This is a genomic window from Gordonia alkanivorans (assembly GCF_004011905.1).
Classification (GTDB): Bacteria; Actinomycetota; Actinomycetes; order Mycobacteriales; family Mycobacteriaceae; genus Gordonia; species Gordonia alkanivorans.
Genome location: NZ_CP027114.1, coordinates 2979455 through 3003553, shown reverse-complemented (window position 1 = coordinate 3003553; position 24099 = coordinate 2979455). Strand labels below are relative to the sequence as shown.

25 protein-coding genes are annotated in these 24099 nt (G+C 69.1%); 5 read left to right on the top strand and 20 right to left on the bottom strand.

The window, feature by feature from the left end; genetic code table 11:
- Positions 1–104 precede the first annotated feature (104 nt).
- From C5O27_RS13630 to C5O27_RS13615, 4 genes are all read right to left on the bottom strand, one after another.
- Entirely contained in the window at positions 105–569 is a 465-nt protein-coding gene (locus C5O27_RS13630; RefSeq protein ID WP_006359553.1) for a flavodoxin family protein, read from the bottom strand.
- Between the two features lie 79 nt (positions 570–648).
- Positions 649–1188, bottom strand: coding sequence for a hypothetical protein (locus C5O27_RS13625; protein ID WP_127962930.1), 540 nt, complete (start codon positions 1186–1188; stop codon positions 649–651).
- 5 nt (positions 1189–1193) lie between these two features.
- Positions 1194–1943, bottom strand: coding sequence for a 4-hydroxy-tetrahydrodipicolinate reductase (dapB, locus tag C5O27_RS13620; protein WP_006359555.1), 750 nt, complete (start codon positions 1941–1943; stop codon positions 1194–1196).
- 58 nt (positions 1944–2001) lie between these two features.
- Complete coding sequence (locus tag C5O27_RS13615; protein ID WP_006359556.1) at positions 2002–2484, bottom strand: Lrp/AsnC family transcriptional regulator; 483 nt, start codon at positions 2482–2484, stop codon at positions 2002–2004.
- A 137-nt stretch (positions 2485–2621) separates the two neighbouring features.
- Between C5O27_RS13615 and ald the strand changes: the two genes are divergently transcribed.
- Positions 2622–3737: an alanine dehydrogenase gene (ald, locus tag C5O27_RS13610; protein ID WP_127963845.1), complete on the top strand. Its 1116-nt coding sequence runs from the start codon at positions 2622–2624 to the stop codon at positions 3735–3737.
- Positions 3738–3756: 19 nt separating this feature from the next.
- On the opposite strand, the gene C5O27_RS13605 is transcribed toward ald, so the two are convergent.
- The 6 genes from C5O27_RS13605 to C5O27_RS13580 all read right to left on the bottom strand — a co-directional run bounded on the left by C5O27_RS13605 (position 3757) and on the right by C5O27_RS13580 (position 10829).
- Positions 3757–4515, bottom strand: a complete 759-nt coding sequence (locus C5O27_RS13605) for an NRDE family protein (RefSeq protein ID WP_127962929.1) — start codon at positions 4513–4515, stop codon at positions 3757–3759.
- A 6-nt stretch (positions 4516–4521) separates the two neighbouring features.
- Positions 4522–5994 (bottom strand): putative nucleotidyltransferase substrate binding domain-containing protein, encoded by a 1473-nt coding sequence (locus C5O27_RS13600; RefSeq protein ID WP_127962928.1) that lies wholly within the window; start codon positions 5992–5994, stop codon positions 4522–4524.
- A gap of 90 nt (positions 5995–6084) precedes the next feature.
- On the bottom strand, positions 6085–8373 hold the full coding sequence (locus C5O27_RS13595) for a polyribonucleotide nucleotidyltransferase (RefSeq protein ID WP_042375766.1): 2289 nt from the start codon (positions 8371–8373) through the stop codon (positions 6085–6087).
- Between the two features lie 445 nt (positions 8374–8818).
- Positions 8819–9088 carry a 30S ribosomal protein S15 gene (gene rpsO, locus C5O27_RS13590; protein ID WP_005199046.1) on the bottom strand — a complete coding sequence of 90 codons (270 nt, stop codon included), beginning with the start codon at positions 9086–9088 and terminating at the stop codon, positions 8819–8821.
- Between the two features lie 77 nt (positions 9089–9165).
- Positions 9166–9861 (bottom strand): hypothetical protein, encoded by a 696-nt coding sequence (locus tag C5O27_RS13585; RefSeq protein WP_127962927.1) that lies wholly within the window; start codon positions 9859–9861, stop codon positions 9166–9168.
- Complete coding sequence (locus C5O27_RS13580) at positions 9858–10829, bottom strand: bifunctional riboflavin kinase/FAD synthetase (protein ID WP_075863320.1); 972 nt, start codon at positions 10827–10829, stop codon at positions 9858–9860. Before C5O27_RS13580 ends, C5O27_RS13585 begins: the two co-directional genes overlap by 4 nt.
- 116 nt (positions 10830–10945) lie before the next feature.
- Here C5O27_RS13580 and C5O27_RS13575 point away from each other — a divergent pair, with 116 nt between their 5' ends.
- Positions 10946–11635 carry a metal-dependent transcriptional regulator gene (locus C5O27_RS13575; RefSeq protein ID WP_164905319.1) on the top strand — a complete coding sequence of 230 codons (690 nt, stop codon included), beginning with the start codon at positions 10946–10948 and terminating at the stop codon, positions 11633–11635.
- Here the strand turns inward: C5O27_RS13575 and truB are convergent.
- The 3 genes from truB to C5O27_RS13560 are packed head-to-tail and all read right to left on the bottom strand — an operon-like array spanning position 11632 to position 14196.
- On the bottom strand, positions 11632–12552 hold the full coding sequence (gene truB, locus C5O27_RS13570) for a tRNA pseudouridine(55) synthase TruB (RefSeq protein ID WP_127962926.1): 921 nt from the start codon (positions 12550–12552) through the stop codon (positions 11632–11634). The two genes, C5O27_RS13575 and truB, sit on opposite strands and share 4 nt — an antisense overlap.
- 1 nt (position 12553) lies before the next feature.
- Positions 12554–13210, bottom strand: a complete 657-nt coding sequence (locus C5O27_RS13565; protein WP_035754119.1) for a 4'-phosphopantetheinyl transferase family protein — start codon at positions 13208–13210, stop codon at positions 12554–12556.
- On the bottom strand, positions 13207–14196 hold the full coding sequence (locus C5O27_RS13560) for a metallophosphoesterase family protein (protein WP_208651361.1): 990 nt from the start codon (positions 14194–14196) through the stop codon (positions 13207–13209). Before C5O27_RS13560 ends, C5O27_RS13565 begins: the two co-directional genes overlap by 4 nt.
- Positions 14197–14265: 69 nt before the next feature.
- Between C5O27_RS13560 and C5O27_RS13555 the strand changes: the two genes are divergently transcribed.
- Positions 14266–15141: a hypothetical protein gene (locus tag C5O27_RS13555; protein WP_127962925.1), complete on the top strand. Its 876-nt coding sequence runs from the start codon at positions 14266–14268 to the stop codon at positions 15139–15141.
- Positions 15142–15144: 3 nt separating this feature from the next.
- Here the strand turns inward: C5O27_RS13555 and C5O27_RS13550 are convergent, their stop codons facing one another.
- From C5O27_RS13550 to rimP, 7 genes are all read right to left on the bottom strand, one after another.
- On the bottom strand, positions 15145–16467 hold the full coding sequence (locus C5O27_RS13550) for an MATE family efflux transporter (RefSeq protein ID WP_164905357.1): 1323 nt from the start codon (positions 16465–16467) through the stop codon (positions 15145–15147).
- 50 nt (positions 16468–16517) lie between these two features.
- Positions 16518–17474, bottom strand: a complete 957-nt coding sequence (locus C5O27_RS13545; protein ID WP_006359569.1) for a DHH family phosphoesterase — start codon at positions 17472–17474, stop codon at positions 16518–16520.
- Positions 17471–17920, bottom strand: coding sequence for a 30S ribosome-binding factor RbfA (gene rbfA / locus C5O27_RS13540; protein ID WP_006359570.1), 450 nt, complete (start codon positions 17918–17920; stop codon positions 17471–17473). The genes C5O27_RS13545 and rbfA overlap by 4 nt, the downstream gene beginning before the upstream one ends.
- Positions 17921–18015: 95 nt before the next feature.
- Positions 18016–20880, bottom strand: a complete 2865-nt coding sequence (infB, locus tag C5O27_RS13535; protein WP_127962924.1) for a translation initiation factor IF-2 — start codon at positions 20878–20880, stop codon at positions 18016–18018.
- Between the two features lie 131 nt (positions 20881–21011).
- Positions 21012–21266, bottom strand: coding sequence for a YlxR family protein (locus C5O27_RS13530; protein WP_127962923.1), 255 nt, complete (start codon positions 21264–21266; stop codon positions 21012–21014).
- 103 nt (positions 21267–21369) lie between these two features.
- The gene (gene nusA / locus C5O27_RS13525; protein ID WP_127962922.1) at positions 21370–22380 is read right to left on the bottom strand and encodes a transcription termination factor NusA; all 1011 of its coding nucleotides are present in this window, start codon (positions 22378–22380) and stop codon (positions 21370–21372) included.
- 50 nt (positions 22381–22430) lie between these two features.
- Positions 22431–23000, bottom strand: coding sequence for a ribosome maturation factor RimP (rimP, locus tag C5O27_RS13520; RefSeq protein WP_127962921.1), 570 nt, complete (start codon positions 22998–23000; stop codon positions 22431–22433).
- A gap of 116 nt (positions 23001–23116) precedes the next feature.
- Between rimP and C5O27_RS13515 the strand changes: the two genes are divergently transcribed.
- Entirely contained in the window at positions 23117–23620 is a 504-nt protein-coding gene (locus C5O27_RS13515) for a hypothetical protein (protein WP_051992540.1), read from the top strand.
- Complete coding sequence (locus C5O27_RS13510) at positions 23617–24081, top strand: ferritin-like domain-containing protein (protein ID WP_127962920.1); 465 nt, start codon at positions 23617–23619, stop codon at positions 24079–24081. Before C5O27_RS13515 ends, C5O27_RS13510 begins: the two co-directional genes overlap by 4 nt.
- The last annotated feature ends 18 nt before the right edge of the window (positions 24082–24099 follow it).

Genomic DNA, 24099 nt, shown 5'->3' with positions numbered 1-24099 from the left:
AGACTCGCAAGTGTTCCGCGGAACACACGGCGCCAATGGACGACGGGGGTTGATCGAGGCGAAAAGGAACGAAGCCGCCGGCCCAGGGGACGCGGCCGAGGACACTAGCCCATGAGCTGCGCCGCAACCGTCGCGCCCAACTCCCAGCACGCTTCGCGGTCGACTTTGGTCGGCTTCTCCGAAACCACCACGTACTCAGCGGATTTCACCCAGCCGAGGCCGGTGGTGATGGAGGTGAGGGCCTTCTCCGCGCCCTCGGTTCCCTGGTTGCCGTGGAAGTACGCACCGAACGGGCGACCCTGCGTCGAGTCGAGGATCTGGTAGTAGCTGACGTCGAAGGCGTGTTTCAGTGCGCCACTGATGTATCCGAGGTTGGCGGGGGTGCCGAGGATGTAACCGTCGGCCTCCAGGAAGTCGCTCGCGGTCACCGCCAGCGCGGCTCGACGGACCACCTCGACGCCTTCTATCTCCGGGTCCGTCGCACCGGAGATGACGGCCTCGAACATCTCCTGGCAGTGGGGCGACGGCGTGTGGTGAACGATCAGGAGTCGCTTGGCATCGTCGGACATCACGACCTCCCCGCGAACGCCAGCAACCTATCAGCCGCGTTCGCACCCTCGAGCAGAACCATCTGGCCCTCCCGGGTCCCTACTGCTCGCGGCCGTGAAACTGCGCGACCGCGCGTTTCATCATCGCGCGGGCTCGGGGGCGGTCGCCGGCGTAGTCGTAGGCGCGGGCGATGCGGTATGTGTTCCGCCAGTCGTTCGGATCGGCCTCCCACTCGGCCTTGACCTGGGCGAACAGCTCGTCGGCGGCGCCGCGTTCCATGCGGCCGGAGGCGCGGTGCGGAAGGTTCGAGATGTCGAGCTCGCGACCCTCCTCGGCCATGATCGCGGCGAGTTTCTGGTGTTCCAGGCCCGCGCGGAGTGTCGCGTAGATGAGCCAGGCGCCGATCAGCGGCAGGGCGATGACGCCGAGCCCCAGACCGATTCCCGCTGCGGTCCCCGCGGCGATCAGCTGGAACCCGCGCCAGCCGAGCAGCACGAAGTAGACGATCAGCGCGACGACGAGGAACCCGATCATCCAGATGATCGGTCGCGCGTCCTTCTTCTTCGGCCCCAGCTGCGGCGCGCCGCCCTCGGTGTCGCCGGTGTGGGTGCCGTCGTCGTGAGTGCCGTCATCGACCATGGTGATCAGAGGTCCATCAGTTCTTCGAGTCCGATGGTCAGACCCGGACGGTCCGCGATGCTGCGCACCCCGAGGAGCACACCGGGCGCGAACGACGACCGGTCGAGCGAGTCGTGGCGGATGGTGAGCGTCTCGCCCTCGGTCCCCAGTAGCACTTCCTGGTGGGCGACGAGGCCGGCCAGGCGCACCGAATGGACGTGCACACCGTCGACCACGGCCCCTCGTGCACCGTCGAGTTCGGAGGTGGTCGCATCGGGGCTCGGTCCGACGCCCGCCTCAGCACGTGCGCGGCCGATCAGTTCGGCGGTTCGGTAAGCGGTGCCCGACGGGGCGTCGGCCTTCTGCGGGTGGTGCAGTTCGACGACCTCGACCGAGTCGTAGTACTTGGCGGCCTGCGCGGCGAAACGCATCGACAGGACGGCGCCGATCGCGAAGTTCGGGGCGATCAGCACGCCGACCTTCGGGTTCTCGGCGAGCCAGCCGCGGACGGTCTCGAGGCGTTCCTCGGTGAAACCGGTGGTACCGACGACGGCGTGAATCCCGTTGGCGATGAGGTACTTGAGGTTGTCCATCACGACGTCGGGGTGGGTGAAGTCGACGACGACCTGGGTGTCGGTGTCGGAGAAGAACTCCAGCGAGTCTCCCTTGTCCACGCCCACGGTGTAGGTGAGGTCGTCGGCCTTCTCGACCGCCGTGACGATCGCCTGCCCGACCTTGCCCTGACTGCCCAGGACGCCCACCGTGATACCGCTCATGTCCACCCTCTTCGATCTCGACGTGCCAACGGGTCTCAGTCTAGTGGCGAGGACATTCTCAATAGATCGGCGCATCGCCGCGGCGATGCTCGAAGACCAGCGACGTGGTGGTGCCCGCGACCTCGCGACGGCTGTTGAGCCGCTCGACGAACTGGCGCAGCGTCTCGGTGTCGGCCGTGGCCACGTGGAGCATGTAGTCGTCGGCGCCGGCGAGGAAGAACACGTCGATCACCTCGTCGTAGGCGGCGATCTCGCCGACGAAGCGCCGGATCTGCCCACGCGCATCGGACTGGAGACTGACCGCCACCATCGCGCGCAGCGGGCGACCGACGGCGGCGGGATCGACGTCGGCGAAGAAACCACGGATGACACCGAGTTCGACGAGCCTGCGCATGCGGCCGTGACACGTCGACGCAGCGATCCCCACGCGTTGTGCCAGCTCACTGTTGGGCATGCGCGCGTCGGACTGCAGGAGCTTCAGCAGTTCACGGTCCGTCGCGTCGAGCTCTCCGGGCTGAACATCCTTCGGTGCGGCAGGCATCGAACCCTCCTCGATAGAAACATCTTCGTCAGATTCGGCTGGCCAAGAATCTTCTTCACGCACATTGTGTCACTTCTGAAGTTCCTTCACCCTGAGGACAGGTTCTCTGCACAAACTTCGACAAGAGAGGGAGCATGATGCGCGTCGGCGTCCCCACCGAGATCAAGAACCACGAGTACCGCGTCGCCGTCACCCCGGCGGGCGTCGCCGAGCTGCACCACCGCGGCCACGACGTCATCGTCCAGGCGGGAGCCGGTGAGGGGTCGGCCATCACCGACAACGACTACAAGGCCGCCGGCGCGCAGATCCTCGGCACCGCCGCCGAGGTCTGGGACCAGGCCGATCTGCTGCTCAAGGTCAAGGAACCGATCGCCGCCGAGTTCGACCTCATGCGCGCGGGCCAGACGATCTTCACCTACCTCCACCTGGCCGCCGGCAAGGAGTGCACCGATGCGCTACTCGCCTCCGGCACCACGTCCATCGCCTACGAGATGGTCCGCACCGCAGACGGCGCGCTCCCCCTTCTCGCGCCGATGAGTGAGGTCGCCGGACGGCTCGCACCTCAGGTCGGCGCCTATCACCTGATGAAGTCCGAGGGTGGCCGCGGCGTCCTCATGGGCGGCGTCCCCGGCACCGAGCCGGCCGAGGTCGTCGTCATCGGCGGCGGGGTCAGCGGCATCAACGCGGCAACGATCGCCGTCGGCATGGGCGCCCAGGTCACCGTCTTCGACCTCGACATCGCCAAGCTCCGCGCGATCGACGCCCGGTTCGCCGGCCGCGTCCACACCCGCTACAGCACCAAGCTCGCGCTCGACGACGCGGTCAAGAAGGCCGACCTGGTCATCGGCGCCGTCCTCGTCCCGGGCGCCAAGGCGCCGGTCCTGGTGCCCAACAGCCTTGTCGCGCAGATGAAGTCGGGTGCGGTTCTCGTCGACATCGCGATCGACCAGGGCGGTTGCTTCGAGGATTCGCATCCCACGACCCACGCCGACCCCACCTTCACCGTGCACGACACCACCTTCTACTGCGTGGCCAACATGCCCGGCACCGTCGCCCGCACATCCACGCACGCGCTCACCGGGGCGACCCTCCCCTACGTGCTGCGCCTGGCGGATCAGGGCTGGAAGAAGGCCTGCGACACCGATCCGGCACTGGCATCGGGTCTGAGCACCCATCGCGGCGAGCTGTTCACCGCCGAGGTCGGCGAGGCGCTCGGTCTCCCCGTCGCGGCGATGCCGTTCGCACACAACTGATCAGCGCGGCCACCCGCGTTCAGAAGGCGATGCGGGTGGTTCCCCGCCGCTTCCCGCGGTACCCGTAGCGGCGTTCGACGATCGCGCCGTGGCCGTCGTGACCGATGCGCAGCAGGGTCGACGCCCGCGTCCCGTATCCCGGGATGTTGATGAACTTCGACGACAGGGCCGCCTCGAACTCGGCTCCGACGCCGGTGTCGGGCAGCCGCACCGGGTCGGGGCGGTCCTGGTCGGCCAGCATCGCGAAGTAGTCGTCGTCGGAGGCGCCGGCGGAGATCAGGTCACGGAGTGCAGCAGTGCCGTCGGCGACCTTCGGCCAGTCGTTGTCGAGCGCACCGTTGGACACGCCGTGCACGCCGTCGGCCACCCGCTCGGCGTGCGGAGCCGGTCGATTCGTCACCCACCACAGATCCGTGGCATCACCGATGAGCAGGTTCACCGGGTCGTAGTCGGCGGCCTGTTCCACGACGCGATCGGCGAACACCTTCGGGTCCTCGTCGCCGTCAAGGAAGTCCACCGGCAACTGCCCGCGCGAGCGGACCCCGGCGCGTTCGGGCGGACCGACCCGCACATTCGTCACCATCGCGACCCGGCCGGGGACGTCGGCGGACACACCCATCCAGGTGCCGCCGGCGAGGGCGTCGCGTCCGGCGATGATCGGCAGGTCATCCCACCGGGACAGCGCATACGTGCGCCGCCGGTGGTACTCGTCGCGGTTGGCCGCGACGATCAGCCGATGCTCGGGATGTGCGTTCCACGCGAAGAGGATCAGGCACATGGCATCTCAGTTCACCTGGTAGTGGCTCATACCCGCCATTCTGCGCTGGACACCGGCGATCTCTCGCACCGCCTGCGCCACCAGGCTCCGGTCCAGCGGCGACAGCCGCCCCATCTCCAGCACGTCCGTCGGTGTCTCGCCGCGATCGAACTGCGCGACCTGATACCGCAACCGCACCCGTTGCAGGACGTCGAACACCTCCGTCAGCGTCGTCGCATCGTCGTCGGTGAGCAAGGCGCTGCCCGACGCCGCCTGGAGACGCGCGCGTGTGTTCACCTCGGTGGATTCGACGCTCAACGCCACCCAGCGGGCGATGTTGATCAGCGGCGTCAGCGCATTGGCCTTGACGTCGAACGCCCCCGGGCGCCGGGTCAGGACGTCGCGCATCGAGCGCAGTCGCGCCTTGGTCGACAACGACTCCTCGAGCAGCAACCGCATGGTGCGCGGGTCGGCGCGCAGGGCGCCGATCATCTCGACTCCCGGCGTCGGTGCCGCCGAACCACGACGCGGCCCGGCCAGCGGCCGGCCGTCGAGGATCAGCGACGTGAAGATCATCCCCTTGTCTTCCAGCGGCGTGTCGATCCACCCGCGTGCCGCCGTCTGCCACTGGCTGCGGGTCCGCGAGAACAACGGCTTCGACGCGACGGCGCCCTTGGTGTCCACGGTCAGGCCGGCACCGCGCAACAGGTCGTCGAGCTCCGCGAAAGCCCCACGGTAGCCGTCGAGCTCGGACCCTCCCAGCGAGTCGTCGAACACGACCGCGGAGTCGACATCCGAACTCAGCACCGGCTCCCGACGCGCATTGCTGCCGAGCGACAACCAGGTGTACGCGGCGGGATCGACGTCGGGACGGGAGTCGACGACCAGCCGCAGCCCCCGCAGCACGACGGCGTCGACGATGAGGGAGGCGACCTGGGTGATCTCGTGTGCCGGTCGATCGCGCCGCACGAGATCGGCGACCAGTTGCGGGATGCGTTGCGCGTGTCCCTGTAGTTCCTCCACCGTCTGCGACCGTGAGATCTGTTCGCGCAGCGGCATGCTCGAACCGGCCGGGTCGGCGACGAAATCATTCGCGCCGACAACGCCGAGGACGGTGCCGTCGGCGTCGCGTACCGGGATCACCGTGAGGTCGCGGTCGACGAGCTCGGTGAGGGCGTCGATCGCCGACGTCCGGGCGTCGACGACGAACGCCGGACCGTCGACGACCTCCCCCACCGGGGTGTCGAGGCTTCGTCCGGCGGCGACGACGCGCGCCCGGATGTCGGCGTCGGTGAGCAGCCCGAGACCGTGGCCGGGCTGCGGGATCACGACGTAGTCCTGGTCGCGCTCGGTCATCAGCGTCGCGGCCTGACGCACGGTCATGTCGGCCCGTCCGATCACCGGCGCGGTTCGCAGCAGGTCGGCCACGGTGCGCGACGCGGGTGTGCGCGCGGCGTCGCGGCGGTGCGCGACCGTCAGCTGGTCAGGCGGACCGTTCATCTCTGAAGATCTTAGGCCGAAGAGGACGAACATCGGGCCCGTCGTCCGGATGGACGGCGGGCCCGATGGGGTACCTCAGTTCAGAACGGCTCAGGCGTCGGCGGTGGCCGCTTCGGCGGCTGCGGCCTCTGCCTTGTCGGCCTCTTCGTCGACCGGGACGAGGCTGATCTTGCCGCGCTCGTCGATGTCGGCGATCTCCACGCGGAGCTTGGAGCCCACGTTCACGACGTCCTCGACCTTGTTGACGCGCTTGCCCTTACCGAGCTTCGAGATGTGCACCAGGCCGTCGCGACCCGGCAGCAGCGACACGAACGCACCGAACGCGGTGGTCTTGACGACGGTGCCGAGGAAGCGCTCGCCGACCTTGGGCAGCTGCGGGTTGGCGATCGCGTTGATGCGGTCGATCGCAGCCTGTGCCTTCACGCCATCGGAGGCGCCGACGAACACGGTGCCGTCGTCCTCGATGGAGATGTTGGCGCCGGTCTCCTCGGTGATGCCGTTGATCGTCTTGCCCTTGGGGCCGATCAGCTCGCCGATCTTGTCCATCGGGATCTTGATGGTGGTGATCCGCGGTGCGAACGGGCTCATCTCGTCGGGCTCGTCGATGGCCTCGGCCATGACGTCGAGGATGGTCAGCCGGGCGTCCTTGGCCTGGCTGAGCGCACCCGCGAGCACCGGCGACGGGATGCCGTCGAGCTTGGTGTCGAGCTGCAGAGCGGTCACGAAGTCCTTCGTGCCCGCGACCTTGAAGTCCATGTCGCCGAAGGCATCCTCGGCGCCGAGGATGTCGGTCAGTGCGACATAGCGGGTCTCGCCGTCGACGGTGTCGGAGACCAGGCCCATGGCGATGCCGGCGACCGGGGCGCGCAGCGGCACACCGGCGTTGAGCAGCGACATGGTCGAGGCGCAGACCGAACCCATCGAGGTGGAACCGTTGGAGCCCAGGGCCTCCGAGACCTGACGGATCGCGTACGGGAAGTCCTCGACGCTCGGGAGCACCGGCATGAGGGCACGCTCGGCGAGCGCTCCGTGCCCGATTTCGCGACGCTTGGGCGAACCGACGCGGCCGGTCTCACCGGTCGAGTACGGCGGGAAGTTGTAGTGGTGCATGTACCGCTTGGACGTCTCGGGTCCGAGCGAGTCGATCTGCTGCGCCATCTTCACCATGTCGAGTGTGGTGATGCCCATGATCTGGGTCTCGCCACGCTCGAACAGCGCACTGCCGTGGGCGCGCGGGATCACGCCGACCTCGGCGGAGAGTGCGCGGATGTCGGTGATGCCACGACCGTCGATGCGGAAGTGGTCGGTCAGGATGCGCTGGCGCACCAGCTTCTTGGTCAGCGAACGGTAGGCGCCGCCGATCTCCTTCTCACGACCCTCGAACTGCTCGCCGAGCTGGGCGAGGATGTCGGCCTTGAGCTCGTCGGTCTTGTCGTCGCGCTCCTGCTTGCCGGGGATCGTGAGGATCTCCGAGAGGCGCTCGGTCGCGGCGGCGGCGACGGCCTCGTAGACGTCGTCCTGGTACGGCGGGTACAGCGGGAACTCCCCGGTGTCCTTGGCAGCGGCTGCGGCCAGCGACTTCTGTGCCTCGCAGAGGCGGGCGATGAACGGCTTGGCGGCTTCGAGGCCCTCGGCGACGATCGCCTCGGTCGGCGCCTGGGCACCGCCGGCGATCAGGTCGATGACGTTGTCGGTGGCCTCGGCCTCGACCATCATGATCGCGACGTCGGCGGAATCGCCTTCACCGCTGACGATACGGCCCGCGACGACCATGTCGAACACGGCGCCCTCGAGCTGTTCGACGGTCGGGAACGCCACCCACTGGCCGGCCTTGTTCTCCTCGGTCGGGATGAGCGCGACACGCACGCCGCCCACCGGGCCGGAGAACGGCAGACCCGCGAGCTGGGTCGACGCCGACGCGGCGTTGATGGCCACGACGTCGTAGAGGTCGTTCGGGTCGAGCGACAGCACGGTCACGACGACCTGGATCTCGTTGCGGAGGCCGTCGACGAAGGACGGGCGCAGCGGGCGGTCGATCAGACGGCAGGTGAGGATCGCGTCGGTCGACGGACGGCCCTCACGACGGAAGAACGATCCGGGGATGCGGCCGGCGGCGTACATCCGCTCCTCGACGTCCACGGTCAGCGGGAAGAAGTCGAAGTGCTCCTTCGGGTGCTTCGACGCGGTGGTGGTCGAGAGCAGCATGTTCTCGTCGTCGAGGTACGCGGTCACCGAGCCGGCGGCCTGCAGGGCGAGGCGTCCGGTCTCGAAGCGGATCGTGCGGGTGCCGAAGCTCCCGTTGTCGATGATCGCGGTGGCCTCGGTGATGGCGTCGTCGTACTCGTCGGTGAATTCTTCGGTGGTGTTCACATCTGTCATGTGGGGTGGAATCCCTTCGTAGCGGCTGCCGTTAGCGGCCGTCGTGATGCGCGGCCACGCAGAGATGGCCGCTTGTGCGGTTGAGGGTGGTCATCGCGAGGTGCGCAGCGTGCACCGAATGCCGGTGCAGTCGTGCTGTGGAGCTCGTCGCACGCGCGGATCGGACCGACCCAGAACGCGCCGAGAAAATACGGCAGCGGGTGAATGGCGCGACGTTTCGCGCCCGGTTGAGTGCTCAGACGGCCTTCGATCGAAGCGGCCGGAACCATTGTTCCGGCGGCCACTACCGAGGACCGATCTGGCTCGTCGTCACGCACTGCCATCAGTTCACGGCAACGATCCGTTGTCAGCCTATCACCGCGCCCTGTCAATACCTCAATATGACAAACCGGCCACCTCCCGTTCGGGAGATGGCCGGTGGTGAGTCTGTTGTCGCGGTCCGCGATCAGCGACGCAGGCCGAGGCGCTCGATGAGCGAACGGTAGCGGTTGATGTCGACCTTGGCGACGTACTTCAGCAGGCGACGACGACGGCCGACGAGCAGCAGCAGACCGCGGCGGCTGTGGTGGTCGTGCTTGTGCTGCTTGAGGTGCTCGGTGAGGTCGACGATGCGCTTGGTCAGCAGAGCGACCTGGGCCTCGGGCGAACCGGTGTCGGTCTCGTGCAGACCGTACTCGCTGAGGATTTCCTTCTTCTGCTCGACAGTCAAAGCCATGGAGATACTCCTGTTTCTCAGTGCCGCGTCTCAGATACATCTGGTGCGCCACCGCGGACTGCAGCAACACCGACTGATCAGGCTACCTGCCGGAGTGGTCCCGCCCCAAATCCGTGCGGGACCGGCCCGAGTCCATGGATGCTGATGGCCGCGTCACGGCCGAGCCACCACCACACCAGGGCGACGGCGACCACGCCGATGACCGCACCGACGACGATCGCGATGGCGAGCAGGCGTCGGGCCGGTTGACGCTCGGCGCCTCGCCCGGTCAGCGAGACGCCGATCAGTCCGAGAACAACGGAGGTCAGGGCCGCGGCGAGCATCAGGAACAAGCCGACGGTCGGTTCACCGACGTCGGCGGCCGCCGATGTCGCCCCGATCTGCCCCAGCGGCAGCGTCAGCCCGAGGGGCCGCACGGGTACCGCCCCGGCCATGACGACGACGCCGACACCTGCCCCGGCGACCGTGGCGAAACCCGGGTGGGGTGCACCCACCCGGCGCACGAGGCCGTAGAGGGCGGCGAGACCACCGACGATGATCAGCAGACCGAGGGTGACGGTGAACCACCCGAGCGTCAGCTGGGTTCCGAGCGTCTGCGCGTAGCGCCCGTCGTGGACGCCGAAACCGTTCGGGTTGAGCGGTGCGAGTCCCACCGCGGCGAGGTCCACCCATTGCATGAACGTCGCGGCCACGACCACCAGGCCGAGCACGACCGACGCGAGGGCCGCGGCGATCGCCGACGTCTGAGCGGGACTCCTGCCGAGAGCGCTCACGATGTCTCGGCCGCCGCCAGGATCTCCCTGGTCTTGGCGACGTCGTTCCCCATCTCGTCGATGAGGGCGTCGATCCCGTCGAACTGGACCATGCCGCGGATGCGGTGGACGAAGTCGACGGCGACGTGCTGGCCGTAGAGGTCGGCGTTCTTGTCGAGGACGAAGGCCTCGACCGTGCGGGTGCGTCCGGAGAAGGTCGGGTTGGTGCCCACCGACACCGCGGCCTGATAGCGCTCCCCCGGGACGACCTCACCGACGGCCGGGCCGACGCCGAGGATCGTGAACCAGGCCGCGTACACGCCGTCGGCCGGGATCGCGGCGTACATCGGCGGCGCGACGTTGGCGGTCGGATAGCCGAGATCGCGTCCGCGACCGTCACCGCGGACGACGACGCCCTCCACCCGATGCGGGCGGCCCAGGGCCTCGGCGGCGCGGTCCATGTCGCCGGCGGCGACGCAGGACCGGATGTAGGTCGACGAGTAGGTCACCGCGTGTTCGCCGAACAGCGAGATGGCCTGCACCTCGAAGCCGAACTTGGCGCCGAGCTCGGTCAGTTTCGCGACATCGCCGGCGGCCTTGCGTCCGAAGGTGAAGTTGTCCCCCACCACCACGTCGGCGGCATGCAGTGTCTCCACGAGGATGTCGTGGGCGAAGTCCTTGGGCGAGCGGGCCGCGAGCTCCGGGGTGAACGGCATGACGCAGAAGACGTCGATCCCGAGCTCCTCGGCCAGTTCTGCCCGTCGCGTCAGCGTGGTCAGTTGCGGCGGATGGGATCCCGGCCGCACGACCTCCGACGGATGCGGGTCGAAGGTCATCAGCACGGAGGGCACCCCGTGTTCCTTCGCCGCCTTCGTGGCGGCATGGATCAGTTCGGCATGCCCACGGTGCACACCGTCGAAGACACCGATGGTGACCACGCACCGTCCCCAGTCCGCGGGGATGTCATCAAGACCTCGCCATCGCAACACGCGACCAGCCTACGGGGAGCACCAGTTCCAAACCACCACCGCCACACGCCTACGAGCGGACACGATGCCGACGACGAGGTGTCGGCGAGGCGACAAGGGGACGCTAAGCTCGATCCATGCCATGGCGATCAGACCGTCCGGTGACCGAGCTGTCACAGGTCACCCAGGACTATCTGAAGGTCATCTGGACCAGCCAGGAGTGGGAGGACGTCAAGGTCACCACCAAGCTGCTGGCCCAGTCCCTCGGAGTGTCCCCGTCCACCGCGTCGGAGGCCATCCGCAAGCTCGCCGACCAGGGTCTGGTCTCCCACGAGCCCTACGGCGCGGTGACACTCACCGATCACGGCCGCGAGGCCGCGATCCTCATGGTGCGGCGCCACCGTCTCATCGAGACCTTCCTCGTCCGTGAACTCGGCTACCGCTGGGACGAGGTGCACGACGAGGCCGAGATCCTCGAGCACGCGGTGTCCGACCGCCTGATGGCCCGGCTCGACGCCAAACTCGGCTTCCCCGACCGGGATCCGCACGGCGACCCGATCCCCGCACTCGACGGTTCGATCCCCACTCCCGCCGCGGCGCTGCTCGCCGACCTCGAGGTCGGGGCGTCGGGATGCATCGCACGCATCTCCGACACCGATCCGGAGATGCTGCGCTACTTCGACGAGGTGGGCGTGGCCCTCGACCGCGTGGTGACCGTCGCCGAGAAGCGGCCGTTCGCCGGCACCATCTCGGTGTCCCTCGACGACGCGGCGCCGATCGACCTGGGCGACATCGCCGCCCGCGCGATCTTCGTCGTCCCGCGCTAACGCAGGGTCGCGGGTCGTACCACCATCACCGAACTCGCCCGCTTGCCCTTCTCCTGGATCAGCGCGATGGCCTGCTCGTGCGGGTCGACGACCACGTAGACGCCCTTCATGCCGATCGGCTCGAGCCACCGTCCCTGGCTGATGGATTCGGCCTCGTCGTCGCTGATGTCGCGGCGCGGGAAGGACAGCTTCACGGCCTCGTCGATGTCGAGGCTGACGCGGCCGTCCTCGCGGACCTCGTCGAGCGTGCGGGCGTGTTCAAGGGTGAAGGGTCCGACCGCGGTGCGTCGGAGTGCGGTGAGGTGTCCCCCGACCCCCAGTGCGGCGCCGAGGTCACGGGCCAGGGACCGGATGTAGGTACCCGACGAACAGTCCACCGCGACATCGAGATCCACCACGCCCGGGGTGCCGTTGTCGGTGTCACCGTCGCGTCGGGTGGCGAGCACGTCGAATCGCGACACGGTGACCGGGCGGGCTTCGAGGTCGAAGTCGGCGGCGGTGCGGACCAGGGCGTGCGCTCGCCGGCCGTCGACCTTGATCGCCGACACCTTCGCCGGGACCTGCTGGATGTCGCCGGTGAGATCGGCGACGCCCGAGGCGATCTCGTCGTCGGTCACACCGGAGGCGTCCGCGGTGGTGAGGATCTCCCCCTCGCGGTCGTCGGTGGTGGTCGAGGCGCCCAGCCGGATGGTCGCCGTGTAGGACTTGGTGGTCAACGACAGCAGGCCGAGAAGCTTTGTCGCCCTCTCGATCCCGACGACCAGAACGCCGGTGGCCATCGGGTCCAGGGTGCCGGCGTGGCCGACCCGGCGGGTGTCGAAGATCTTGCGGCACCGCGACACGACGTCGTGGCTGGTGATCCCGGCCTGCTTGTCGACGATGAGCAGGCCGGCCTTCTCGATGGTTGCGTCGGCCATGTCAGACCATCGCGATCGTCGTGGTGATGATGCCCCGTTCGACGAGCCAGCGGCCGTGGAACTCGATCACCGGAGCACCGCCGTCGGAGGCGGCCGGGTCGATCAGGATGCGCGAGACGAACGTCCCGGACGTATCCGCGGTCTGTTCGAAGGTGATGAGGGCGTCCTCGAATCCCAGCCACCGCTTGGTGATCGGGAACCAGGCCTTGTAGGTGGCCTCCTTGGCGCAGAACAGCAGGCGGTCCCAGTGCAGTCCGGCCGGCCGGGTCGCGAGGACCTCTCGCTCGGCGGGCAGGCTGGTGTGCTCGAGGACGCCGTCGGGCAGCGCGTCGTGCGGTTCGGCGTCCATGCCGAGGGATCGAACCCCCATCGCGTGGGCGACGATCGCGGCGCGGTATCCGTCGCAGTGGGTCAGGCTGCCGACGATGCCCGCGGGCCAGATGGGGGCGCCCTTGTCGCCCTTGAGGATCGGCACCGGGTCGTAACCCAGCTGACCCAGCGCCTGCCGGGCACAGTGCCGGACGGTGGTGAACTCGCGGCGACGCTTCTCCACGGCCTTGCCGATGAGCGCCTGCTCGGCGGGCATCGCGATCAGTCCGGGCGGATCGTCGAACGCCTCCGCCGAGGCGACCCCGGATGGGAGGAGTTGTTCGATCACTGCTCGCCCTTTCGTTCTTGCCGTTCCGCCTGTCGCGTCCGGCGCTCTGCCTGCCTCTGCTCCACCCGTGCCCGGAATTCCGCGGCACGCTCGGCGTAGTCGGGCGGCAGGTCGAACCGCACCCCGTGCTCGGGGAGGTCGGACTCGCCGAGGCCGTCACCCGGCACGATGTTGCGCATCAACGGGTTCGGCAGGCCGCGCCGCTTCCACTCGCGGGGATAGCCGACCGACACCTCCTCGAACCGGATGCCGTCGTACCAGGTGGTGCGCGGGATGTGCAGGTGCCCGTAGACACAGCACGCGGCGTTGAACTCGGTGTGCCAGTGCGCGGTCAGCTCGCTGCCGCACCACAGTGCGAACTCCGGGTAGATGAGCGCATCACACGGTTCGCGGCGCAACGGCCAGTGGTTGATCAGGACCGTCTTCTCCGACGGGTCGAGGGCCTGCAGCCGGCGACGCGTGATCTCGATCCGCGCACGACCCCAGGCGTCGCGGGTCGGGAACGGCTCGGGCGAGAGCAGGAACTCATCCGTGGCCACCACGTTGCGCTCGCGCGCGAGCGCCAGCGCGGTGAGTTTATTGGCGGTGCCCTCCGGCCGGAACGTGTAGTCGTACAGCAGGAACATCGGGACGACGCGGACCGGATCGCTGCCGTCGCCCGGGTCGAACAGCGGGTAGATGTCCTCGGGGGTCACCACGCCGATGTCGCGGCACGCCTGCACGAGATAGTCGTAGCGGGCCACACCGAACACCTGCAGCGGGTCCTTGGCCGTGGTGTACAACTCGTGGTTGCCCGGGACCCAGATAACCGTGTGGAAACGGGTCCGGAGGCGGCGCAGGGTGTCGACGATGTCGTCGGTGCGTTCGGCGACGTCACCGGCCACGATGAGCCAGTCCGCCGACGACGTCGGCCGGATCTCGTCGATGATGTGCTCGTTGCCCCGATGGGCGACGTGCAGATCGCTGATCGCCCACAAAGTTGCCACGAGGATCCATCGTGCCAGAGGTCGTGATTCCACCGTGCCCGGGGCGGGTCGGCGTGGGACGATCGAGCGGTGTACGGCGCACCCGTCGCCCCGAGCGGATCACGCCTCCCGGGCAGTCGCGGACCCTGGTGGGTCCAGGTCGTCGTGAGCTCCCTGATCCTGCTCGCCTACCTCGTCGCGCAGGTGACGGCATTCGCCGTCGGCGACACCACCGAGCGGTGGACGCAGTACGGCCTGAGCGCGGGCGTCCTGGTGATCTTCGTGGTGATCACCGCGGCGTGGGCGCGGTCGGGATGGCGGGTCACCGTTGCAGTACTGCTCGGGTTGCTGTTCGTCGGGTTGGAGCGACTCGCGCTGCTCCCGTTCTACCTCGATCTCTCGGTCACCCAGGACTGGTCGTCGGAGGTGTTCCGGCTCGCCTCGATGGCCGCGACCGCGATGCTGCTCACCGGCCTGATCCTCGTGTGGTCGATCGCCCGGCGACAGACGGCCATGACCTGGGTGGGTCTGCTCCCGGCCGCCGGGCTGGTCGCCCTGGGGACCTGGGCCACCTACTATCACCAACCGGATTTCGGCGTCGACCTCACGGCCACCGAGGTCGCCCTGCCCCTGCATTACTGGATCGGCGTGATCGCGTTCGAGACCATGTTCGGCGTCGCGGCCGTCCTCGTCCTGTGGGCGTGCGACGCGATCGGCCTCGCCACCCGCCGATCGCCCGCGACGAGCACGCCGTCGACCACGCCGAACGTGGAGAGCTTCCGGACCACCCAGCTCTACCGGACGCAGGCCGGCCAGACGGATCTGCGGGAGACCGAGCGGTACCGGCCACCGCCGCCCCCGCTCGCCCAGCCGCAACGGCGACCCGACGACCCGAGCTTCCGGACGACGCAGATCCGACGGCCCCGCGGCGACGGAACCCCCGGCGACAACCGGGACGAGCGCTGAGGGTCAGGCGGGTACGGCTCCCGTCTGCCGCCAGCGGCCGGAGCGGATGCGCCACACGACGGTCGCGAGGCGGACGACCATGAAGACCACCAGGCCCGACCACACCCCGGCCAGTCCCCAGTCGAAGATCAGCGACAGCCAGATCAGCGGCAGGAACCCGACGAGCGCGCCGGTCAGGGTCGCAGTGCGGAGGAAGGCGGCATCGCCGCTGCCGAGCAGCACGCCGTCGAGGGCGAAGACCACGCCGGCGATCGGCAGCATGCCGACGAAGAACCACCACGGCACACCGATGGCGTCGAGCACGGCGTCGTCGGAGGTGAAGACGCGCGGGATGAGCGTCGCGCCGGCCGCGAAGACCGCGGCCATCGCGGTCGCGGCGACCACCGACACCCCGGTCACGCGGCGCGCCACGGTGTCGGCGACCTTGAGGCGGCCGCCCCCGAGCGCGGCGCCGACGAGCGCCTGCGCGGCGATCGCCACCGAGTCGAGGAACAGCGCCATGAACTCCCAGAGCTGCAGTACGAGCTGATGCGCCGCGACCTGCGCGACGCCGAATCGGGCGGCCACCGCGGCGGCCGAGACGAAGCAGATCTGGAACGACAGGCTGCGCACGATGAGATCGCGTGCCATCGCCAGCTGCGCGACGATGATCGTCCGGTCGGGGCGGAACCCCTTCGATTCCGGTGACGAGCCCGCCTCGCGGATCACCCGCACCGCGAACAGCACGCCCGTGACGCCTTGGCCGATCACGTTCGCGACGGCGCTGCCCGGGAGGCCGAGCCGCGGAAATGGCCCGATGCCGTGCACGAGGCCGACCACGAGAACGGCCGCGAGGGACAGCCCGATCACCACGTAGACCACGGGCCGGCGCGTCTCCTGCACACCGCGCATCCAGCCGTTGCCGGCCATCGACAGCAGGATCAGCGGCACCCCGAACATCGCGATGCGCATCCAGTGCGCGGCATCGGCGGCCACCGCGGCCGACTCCGGCGACGACGCCCCGACGAGGAGCCGCATGACCATCGGCGCGAGCGGATAGGAGACCGCCACGATCACCACGCCGACGGCGACCGCGATCCAGCTGGCCTGCACGCCCTCGCGCACCGCGCCGGCACGGTCACCCGCACCGAACCTGCGCGCCGAGCGGGCCGTCGTGCCGTACGACAGGAAGGTGAGCTGGGTGCTGACGATCGAGAGCACCAGCGTGCCGACACCGAGCGCGGCGAGCTGCTCGCCACCGAGGCGGCCGACGACCGCGAGGTCGAGGAGCAGGTAGAGGGGTGGAGCGATGAGGACCGCGAGCGCCGAGACGGTCAGCGTCGCGATACGGGCGACACCTGTCTCGTCAGATGTCGCGGCCTCGTCGCGGGTGTCGCTCAGAGCGACTCCAGCAACCTCGCGACCACCTCATCGGCGGTGCCGGTGTCGCTGTAGCCGGAGGCCTGACGATGCCCGCCGCCTCCATGGGCGCGGGCGATCGGGACGAGGTCGACGACCTCCTTGGACCGCAGCGACACCGTCCACACCTGCGGTTCGCTCTCCTTGAACACCGCCGCCACCTCGGCGTCGCGGGCGGTCCGGATGGTGTCGACGACGCTCTCGGACTCCTCCCAGCTCATGCCGGCGAGGGCCTTCTGGTCGACGATCGCGTAGACGAGTCCCTCGCCGTTGCACGCCGACGGGACCAGCTTCGCCGAGGCGAGGACGCCGGACATCATGGCGAACCACTCGAACGGGTGGGAGTCGAAGAGGATGCGGCTCCACCGGCGTGCGTCGACGCCGGTCTCCAGCAGGCGCGCCGCGATCCGGAAGGACTGCGGCCGGGCCCAGCGGAAGGAACCGGTGTCGGTGGTCAGCCCGGCGTAGATGCAGGTGGCGATGTCGGCGTCGAGTTCGACCCCGAGCTCGTCGAGTACGTCGAGCACCAGGACCGACGTGCAGTCGGCAGCGGGATCGATCAGGTCGAGGTCACCGAAACCGGGATTCGACGCATGATGGTCGATGGTGATCGACGTGTCGGCCGCGGTGAAGACCTCGCCCAGCGAGTCGAGGCGCTCGAGGTTCGCGGCGTCGACCGACACCACCAGTGGGTGCCCGACCACCTGGTTCGGGGAACACAGGAGTTTGCTGCCGGGCAACCCGCCGAGGGAGGCCGGCAGCTGCTCGGAACCGGGATAGGACACCTCGACGTCGACGCCGCGCCGGTCGAGGGCCAGTCCCAGTGCGAGACCGCTGCCGATGGTGTCCGCATCCGGTCGGATGTGACAGCAGATGGTCACCGCCGACGCGGACGCCAGCTCTGCGGCGATCGCCGCACTCGCCGAAGCGTTCACTCGTCGTCGCCGGCGTCGTCTGCCGAGCGGTAGGGATCGGCGTCACCGGCCGGTGATGCCTCGGCCGCCCGCCGCGCGACGAGCTCGTCGTTGGCGCGGGCGCGCGCGACGAGCTCCTCCATCTGACGGGCCGCGTCTGGAACCGTGTCGAGCATGAAGCGCAGGGTCGGGGTGAAGCGGACGCCGGTGCCGGCGCCGACCTTGGACCGGAGCACGCCGGTCGCCTTGGCCAGTCCCGCGGCCGCCGCCTCGTAGTCGGGGTCGGCGTCGATGGATTCGCCCATCACCGTGTAGTAGACGGTCGCGTCGTGCAGATCGTTGGTCACGCGGGTGTCGGTGACCGTCACGTAGGCCAGGCGCGGGTCCTTGATCTCGGTGGCGATCGCCGACGCGACGATCGTCGAGATCCGCTTGGCCAGACGTTGTGCCCGTGCTGGATCAGCCATCGGGAGTCCTTCCGTGAGCGGTGCCGTGCGCGCCGGCCCGGTGTCGGGCCGACGCGCACGGACGTGGGTCGAGAGAGCTCAGAAGCTGACGCGCATCAGTCGCGCGGCTTCTCCCGCAGCTCGTAGGTCTCGATCACGTCGTCCACCTTGATGTCCGAGTAGGTCAGCGTGAGACCACATTCGTAGCCTTCGCGAACCTCGGTGGCATCGTCCTTCTCGCGCTTGAGCGACGACACGGTGAGGTTCTCGGCGACCACGACGTTGTCACGCAGCAGGCGCGCCTTGGCGTTGCGGCGCATGATGCCCGACTGGACGAGGCAACCGGCGATGTTGCCGATCTTCGACGACTTGAAGATGGCGCGGATCTCGGCGCGGCCGAGCTCCACCTCTTCGTAGATCGGCTTGAGCATGCCCTTGAGCGCGCTCTCGATCTCGTCGATGGCCTGGTAGATCACCGAGTAGTACCGGATGTCGACGCCCTCGCGGTTGGCCAGCTCGGTGGCCTTGCCCTCCGCACGGACGTTGAAGCCGATGATGATCGCATCCGAGGCCGCCGCCAGGTTGACGTTGGTCTCGGTGACGCCACCGACACCGCGGTCGATGATGCGCAGCGACACCTCGTCGCCCATCTCGATGCCCAGCAGGGCCTCTTCGAGGGCTTCGACCGTGCCCGAGTTGTCACCCTTGAGGATGAGGTTGAGCTGGCTGGTCTCCTTGAGAGCCGAATCCAGGTCTTCCAGGCTGATCCGCTTGCGGCTGCGCGCGGCCAGCGCGTTGCGCTTGCGCGCATTGCGGCGGTCGGCGATCTGCCGGGCGATGCGGTCCTCCTCGACCACGAGCAGGTTGTCGCCTGCGCCGGGGACCGAGGTGAAACCGATGACCTGGACCGGTCGCGACGGCAGCGCCTCGGGGACGTCCTCGCCGTGCTCGTCGACCATGCGACGGACACGACCGTAGGCGTCACCGGCGACGATCGAGTCGCCGACGCGGAGCGTGCCGCGCTGTACCAGCACGGTCGCCACCGGGCCACGGCCGCGGTCGAGGTGCGCCTCGATGGCGACACCCTGGGCGTCCATGTCCGGGTTGGCACGCAGGTCGAGCGATGCGTCCGCGGTGAGCAGCACGGCTTCGAGCAGTGCGTCGATGTTCTCGCCCTGCTTGGCCGAGATGTCGACGAACATGGCGTCGCCGCCGTACTCCTCGGGCACCAGACCGTATTCGGTCAGCTGTCCGCGGATCTTCTGCGGATCGGCGCCTTCCTTGTCGATCTTGTTCACCGCGACCACGATCGGCACATCTGCCGCCTGGGCGTGGTTGACCGCCTCCACCGTCTGCGGCATGACACCGTCGTCGGCCGCGACCACGAGGATCGCGATGTCGGTGGCCTTCGCACCGCGGGCACGCATGGCGGTGAACGCCTCGTGACCCGGGGTGTCGATGAAGGTGATCAGGCGATCCTCACCGTTGAGGTGGGTGTTCACCTGGTAGGCACCGATGTGCTGCGTGATGCCGCCGGCCTCGCCCTCGCGGACGTTGGCCTTACGGATCGTGTCGAGCAATCGGGTCTTACCGTGATCGACGTGGCCCATGACGGTGACCACCGGCGGACGCTGTGCGAGGTCGTCCTCGCCGCCCTCGTCCTCGCCGTAGGTGAGGTCGAAGCTGTCGAGCAGCTCGCGGTCCTCGTCCTCCGGGCTGACGACCTGGACACGGTAGTTCATCTCCGAGCCGAGCAGCTCGAGCGTCTCGTCGTTGACCGACTCGGTCGCCGTCACCATCTCGCCGAGGTTGAACAGCGCCTGGACCAGCGATGCCGGGTTGGCGTCGATCTTGTCGGCGAAGTCGGACAGCGAGGCACCACGGGCGAGACGGATTGTCTCGCCGTTGCCGCGCGGCAGACGGACGCCACCGACGGACGGAGCTTGCATGCTCTCGTACTCGGCGCGTTTTGCCCGCTTCGACTTGCGACCCTTGCGGGGAGCGCCACCGGGACGACCGAACGCACCGGCTGCACCGCCGCGGCCACGACCGCCGCCGCCACCGGGACGACCGCGGAAGCCACCACCGGCGGGTGCGCCGGGAGCGCCGCCGCCACCGCCGGGTCCGCCGCGGTAACCGCCGCCGCCTCCGCCACGGCCACCACCGGCACCGCCGCCGCGACCACCCGGTCGGGCGTCAGGACGTGCCGCACGCGAGGGCATCGCGCCGGGGCTGGGACGAGGGGGCATGTTGCCCGGGTTGGGACGCGGACCGCCCTGACCGGGAGCGGGCCGACCGCCACCGGGGCGGGGGCCACCCTGACCGGCAGGTCCGGGACGGCCGCCACCGGGACGCGGACCGCCCTGGCCGGGGCCGGGACGAGCCGCCGGGCGCGGCGCGGGAGCCGGGGCCGACGAGTACGGGTTGTTGCCGACACGCGGAGCACGCGGGCCGGGCTTGGGGCCGGGACGAGGACCCGGCGCCTTGGTCGGCGGCGTGGGTGCTGCCGAGGCGGCGGGCGCCTGAGCTGCCGCAGGTGCCGGTGCCGCGGGCTTGGGTGCGCCGGGGGTCGGGGCCGTGCTCGGACGCTCGGCCGCCGCCGGTGCGGGTGTCTCGACCGGGGCGGGACCCGGCTTCGGGCCACCCGGCTTGGGGCCGCCCGGCTTGGGTGCGCTGGTCTGGGGTCCCGGGGCGGGACGCTCGGCCGGCGCTGCCGGGGCGGCACCGGGCTTCGGCGCGCCGGACGGCTTGGGTCCGGGCTTGGCCGACTGGCGAGGAGCGGGTGCCGACGACGATCCGCCGTCCTTGGCTCCCCCGTCCTTGCCGGGGAATGATTCACGCAGTCGACGGGCCACTGGGGCCTCTACCGTCGACGACGCCGATTTGACGAACTCGCCCTGTTCCTTCAGGCGCTCGAGCACCTGCTTGCTCGTCACACCGAGCTCTTTGGCCAGTTCGTGCACGCGGGCTTTGCCTGCCACTGCTCTCCTTTGCTGGAGGCCAAGCGGCTAACCCGCTACGGCCTCGATTTATGTCCGGTACATGCTCATCGTGGGGACTTCACGGTGTGCTCATGTCTTCTGCAACCTGTTCCGGCTCCGAGGAGCCATCTTTAGTGGGTGATCACGCCGAGCTGTTCGGCGAGATCGTCCGGGTCCGCGGTCAGACCGGGGGTCCGGAGTGCCGCGGCGAAGGCCCTGCGTCGCGTCGCGACGGAGATGCACTCCGCCCTCGCATGCAACCAAGCGCCACGTCCCGGCATGGTCTTCGCGGGATCGGCCACGAGCACTGGGGCGTCGTCACGCTGCTGCGCGACGACACGAACCAACTCGGTGGCCTCTGCCCGTTGCCGGCAACCGATACACATCCGTACCGGCCTGTGATTGGTTGACGTGCGGGGGGCGGATCGCTGAACCATCGATCAGTCTAGCGCGACCGGGCGGGTTGCGAACAATCGGCTGCCACTCATGTCACTCGGGTCCCCCCTCGACCGCGGGGGCTGCGTCGGAGCGGATGTCGATCCGCCAACCGGTCAGCCGGGCGGCCAGACGGGCGTTCTGCCCTTCCTTGCCGATGGCGAGGGAGAGCTGATAGTCCGGCACGACGACCCGCGCCGCCTTCGCGGCCTCGTCGACCACGGTGACCGATACAACCTTCGCCGGGGACAGAGCATTCCCGACGAACACACCGGGATCGGAATCGAAGTCGATGATGTCGATCTTCTCGCCGGCCAGTTCGCTCATGACGTTGCGCACACGCTGACCCATCGGGCCGATGCACGCGCCCTTGGCGTTGAGCCCGGCGACACCGGTGTGCACGGCGATCTTGGACCGGTGGCCGGCCTCGCGGGCGACCGCGACGATCTCCACCGAACCGTCCTCGATCTCGGGCACCTCGAGCGAGAACAGCTTGCGGACCAGGTTCGGGTGGGTACGCGACAGCGTGATCTGCGGTCCGCGGGGGCCGCGGCTGACGCCGACGACGTAGCACTTGATGCGGTCGCCGTGGGTGTAGACCTCGCCGGGTACCTGCTCGGCGGGCGGGATGACGCCCTCGGTGCTGTTGGCATCGCTGCCGATCTGCACCACGACCATGCCGCGGGCGTTGGCGCGGGAGTCCTGCTGCACCACGCCGCCGACGATCTCGCCCTCGTGTGCCACCAGGTCGCCGAAGTTCTTCTCGTTCTCGGCGTCGCGGAGGCGCTGCAGGATGACCTGGCGTGCGGTGGTGGCCGCGATCCGGCCGAAGCCCTCGGGGGTGTCGTCCCACTCGTGGACGACGTCACCGTTCTGGTCGAGTTCCTGTGCCATCACGCGGACTGCACCGGACTTGCGGTTGATGTCGACACGCGCATGCGGCGCGAAGCCGTCGGTGTGACGGTAGGCGGTCAGCAGGGCGGTCTCGATGGCGGTGATGACCGTCTCGATCGAGATGCCCTTGTCGGCCTCAATCATGCGCAGTGCGCCGATGTCGATGTTCATGGGGTCTTGCTCCTATTCACTTGTCGCCGCTGTTCACTTGTCACTGCTGTTCAGTTGTTCAGTTGCGTGCGGTCGCGCGTCCGGCGGCGCTCGATCTCGTCGGCGTCGAGGCCGCAGAGTTCGAGTTCGGCGATGCTCGGCTGCGAGAAGTCGACCTGCACGACCGCTCTCGTCACGGCCTCGAGCGGGATCGTCTCGACCGCGATCCGTCCGCGGTGGTTCATCACGATCTCGACGCTGGTCTCGTCGAGCTTGCCGATGCGGCCGGTGAGGGTCCGCTCCTCGCTCCCCTCGACCGGGGCGACGTCGACGGCGACGCGGCGTCCGGTGTTGCGACGCCAGTGCCGCGGGAGGGTCAGGGGACGATCGACGCCGGGCGAGGTCACCTCGAGGACATAGGGGTCCTCGTCGGCGAGTTCCGGTGCCGCGTCGAGGACCTCGGAGATCCGGTTGGACAGATCGGCGAGAACGTCGAGATCGCTGCCGCCGTCGCGATCGACGACGATCGTCAGTTCGTCCTGGCCGTCGCGTCGGTGGACGATGACGTCTTCGAGGTCGAAACCTTGCTCTACGACAAGCTTTTCGACGAGTTCACTCACCTGCGGCGGGCTGATCGGCATGCCACTCCCCTCGTCTTCAGTTGTCGGGCCGTGCAGGGTCTCGCACGAAGTTGCTCCGACACATCCTAGTGGATCCGGAGGCATGCCCCGACCACCTTCGTTTCGCGGCTGGCATCATGTGTCGCGTGACCACATTGGATCGGCGCACCGTGCTGCGCGGAGGACTCGTGGCAGGGGTCGCGGTGGCCGGCCTGGGTGCCGTCGGCGTGTCGGGCTGCAGCACCGGACCGTCGGAGGAGGCCAGGACCGCCGAGCGGCTGGTACCGCTCGTGCGCAGTGCTCTCGGCGACGAGAAGAGTGCCCGATCACTCGCCGGCGCCGAGCCGCGATATGCCGCTGCCCTCGCCGTTGTCGCAGACCAACGCGCCGAGCACGCACGGGCGCTGCGTGAGGAGATCATCCGGCTGGACCAGGGCGTCGCGGCCACCATCGACGAACCGGCCCCCTCAGCGGCACCCGCACCGGGCGGACCGCCGACCCTGGTGGGCCTGCGCGCCGGACTCGAGCAGTCCTCCGGCGAGGCGCGCGATGTGGCGATCTCCCTGTCCGGATACCCGGCCGGTCTGGCCGGATCGGTCGCGGCCGCCGTGACCTCGATGCGAGAGGTGCAACTGGCATGACCAGCCCCGTCCCCTCCCCGGCGGCCGACACCGGCGATCCGCTCGTCGTCGCCGCCGACGCCGAGAACGCCGCGATCTTCACCTACGGGGTGATCACCGCATTCGTCGCGGCCGCGCGCCGACGCATGGTCGGCGACTACGCCGCCGAGCACCGCGCCCGCCGGGACGAGATCGACCGGGCCATCACCGCCGCCGGTGGCACACCGCCGCTGGCCGCGGCCGGTTACACGCTTCCGGTGGAGGTCACCGACCCCGAGACCGCCGCTCGGGCAGCCCTCGCGGCAGAGGTCGACTGCACCACCGCATACCGGGCGTTGCTCGAGCAGGCCGACGACGAGCCGGGTCGCCGGATCGGCGTCGACGGTCTGTCGGATTCTGCGGTCCGCGCCGCCACGTGGCGTGCACTGCTACAGGAAACCCCGGTCACGGTCGCGTTCCCGGGGTCTCCTGTCTCGGGTTGATCAAGAGCAGGGGCTGAG

Coding starts and splice junctions, on each gene's coding strand:
- C5O27_RS13630 (WP_006359553.1), bottom strand. CDS start 569: ATGTCCGACGATGCCAAGCGACTCCTGATCGTTCACCACACGCCGTCG.
- C5O27_RS13625 (WP_127962930.1), bottom strand. CDS start 1,188: ATGGTCGATGACGGCACTCACGACGACGGCACCCACACCGGCGACACC.
- dapB (WP_006359555.1), bottom strand. CDS start 1,943: ATGAGCGGTATCACGGTGGGCGTCCTGGGCAGTCAGGGCAAGGTCGGG.
- C5O27_RS13615 (WP_006359556.1), bottom strand. CDS start 2,484: ATGCCTGCCGCACCGAAGGATGTTCAGCCCGGAGAGCTCGACGCGACG.
- ald (WP_127963845.1), top strand. CDS start 2,622: ATGCGCGTCGGCGTCCCCACCGAGATCAAGAACCACGAGTACCGCGTC.
- C5O27_RS13605 (WP_127962929.1), bottom strand. CDS start 4,515: ATGTGCCTGATCCTCTTCGCGTGGAACGCACATCCCGAGCATCGGCTG.
- C5O27_RS13600 (WP_127962928.1), bottom strand. CDS start 5,994: ATGAACGGTCCGCCTGACCAGCTGACGGTCGCGCACCGCCGCGACGCC.
- C5O27_RS13595 (WP_042375766.1), bottom strand. CDS start 8,373: ATGACAGATGTGAACACCACCGAAGAATTCACCGACGAGTACGACGAC.
- rpsO (WP_005199046.1), bottom strand. CDS start 9,088: ATGGCTTTGACTGTCGAGCAGAAGAAGGAAATCCTCAGCGAGTACGGT.
- C5O27_RS13575 (WP_164905319.1), top strand. CDS start 10,946: ATGCCATGGCGATCAGACCGTCCGGTGACCGAGCTGTCACAGGTCACC.
- truB (WP_127962926.1), bottom strand. CDS start 12,552: ATGGCCGACGCAACCATCGAGAAGGCCGGCCTGCTCATCGTCGACAAG.
- rbfA (WP_006359570.1), bottom strand. CDS start 17,920: ATGGCTGATCCAGCACGGGCACAACGTCTGGCCAAGCGGATCTCGACG.
- C5O27_RS13530 (WP_127962923.1), bottom strand. CDS start 21,266: ATGTGTATCGGTTGCCGGCAACGGGCAGAGGCCACCGAGTTGGTTCGT.
- nusA (WP_127962922.1), bottom strand. CDS start 22,380: ATGAACATCGACATCGGCGCACTGCGCATGATTGAGGCCGACAAGGGC.
- rimP (WP_127962921.1), bottom strand. CDS start 23,000: ATGCCGATCAGCCCGCCGCAGGTGAGTGAACTCGTCGAAAAGCTTGTC.
- C5O27_RS13515 (WP_051992540.1), top strand. CDS start 23,117: ATGTGTCGCGTGACCACATTGGATCGGCGCACCGTGCTGCGCGGAGGA.
- C5O27_RS13510 (WP_127962920.1), top strand. CDS start 23,617: ATGACCAGCCCCGTCCCCTCCCCGGCGGCCGACACCGGCGATCCGCTC.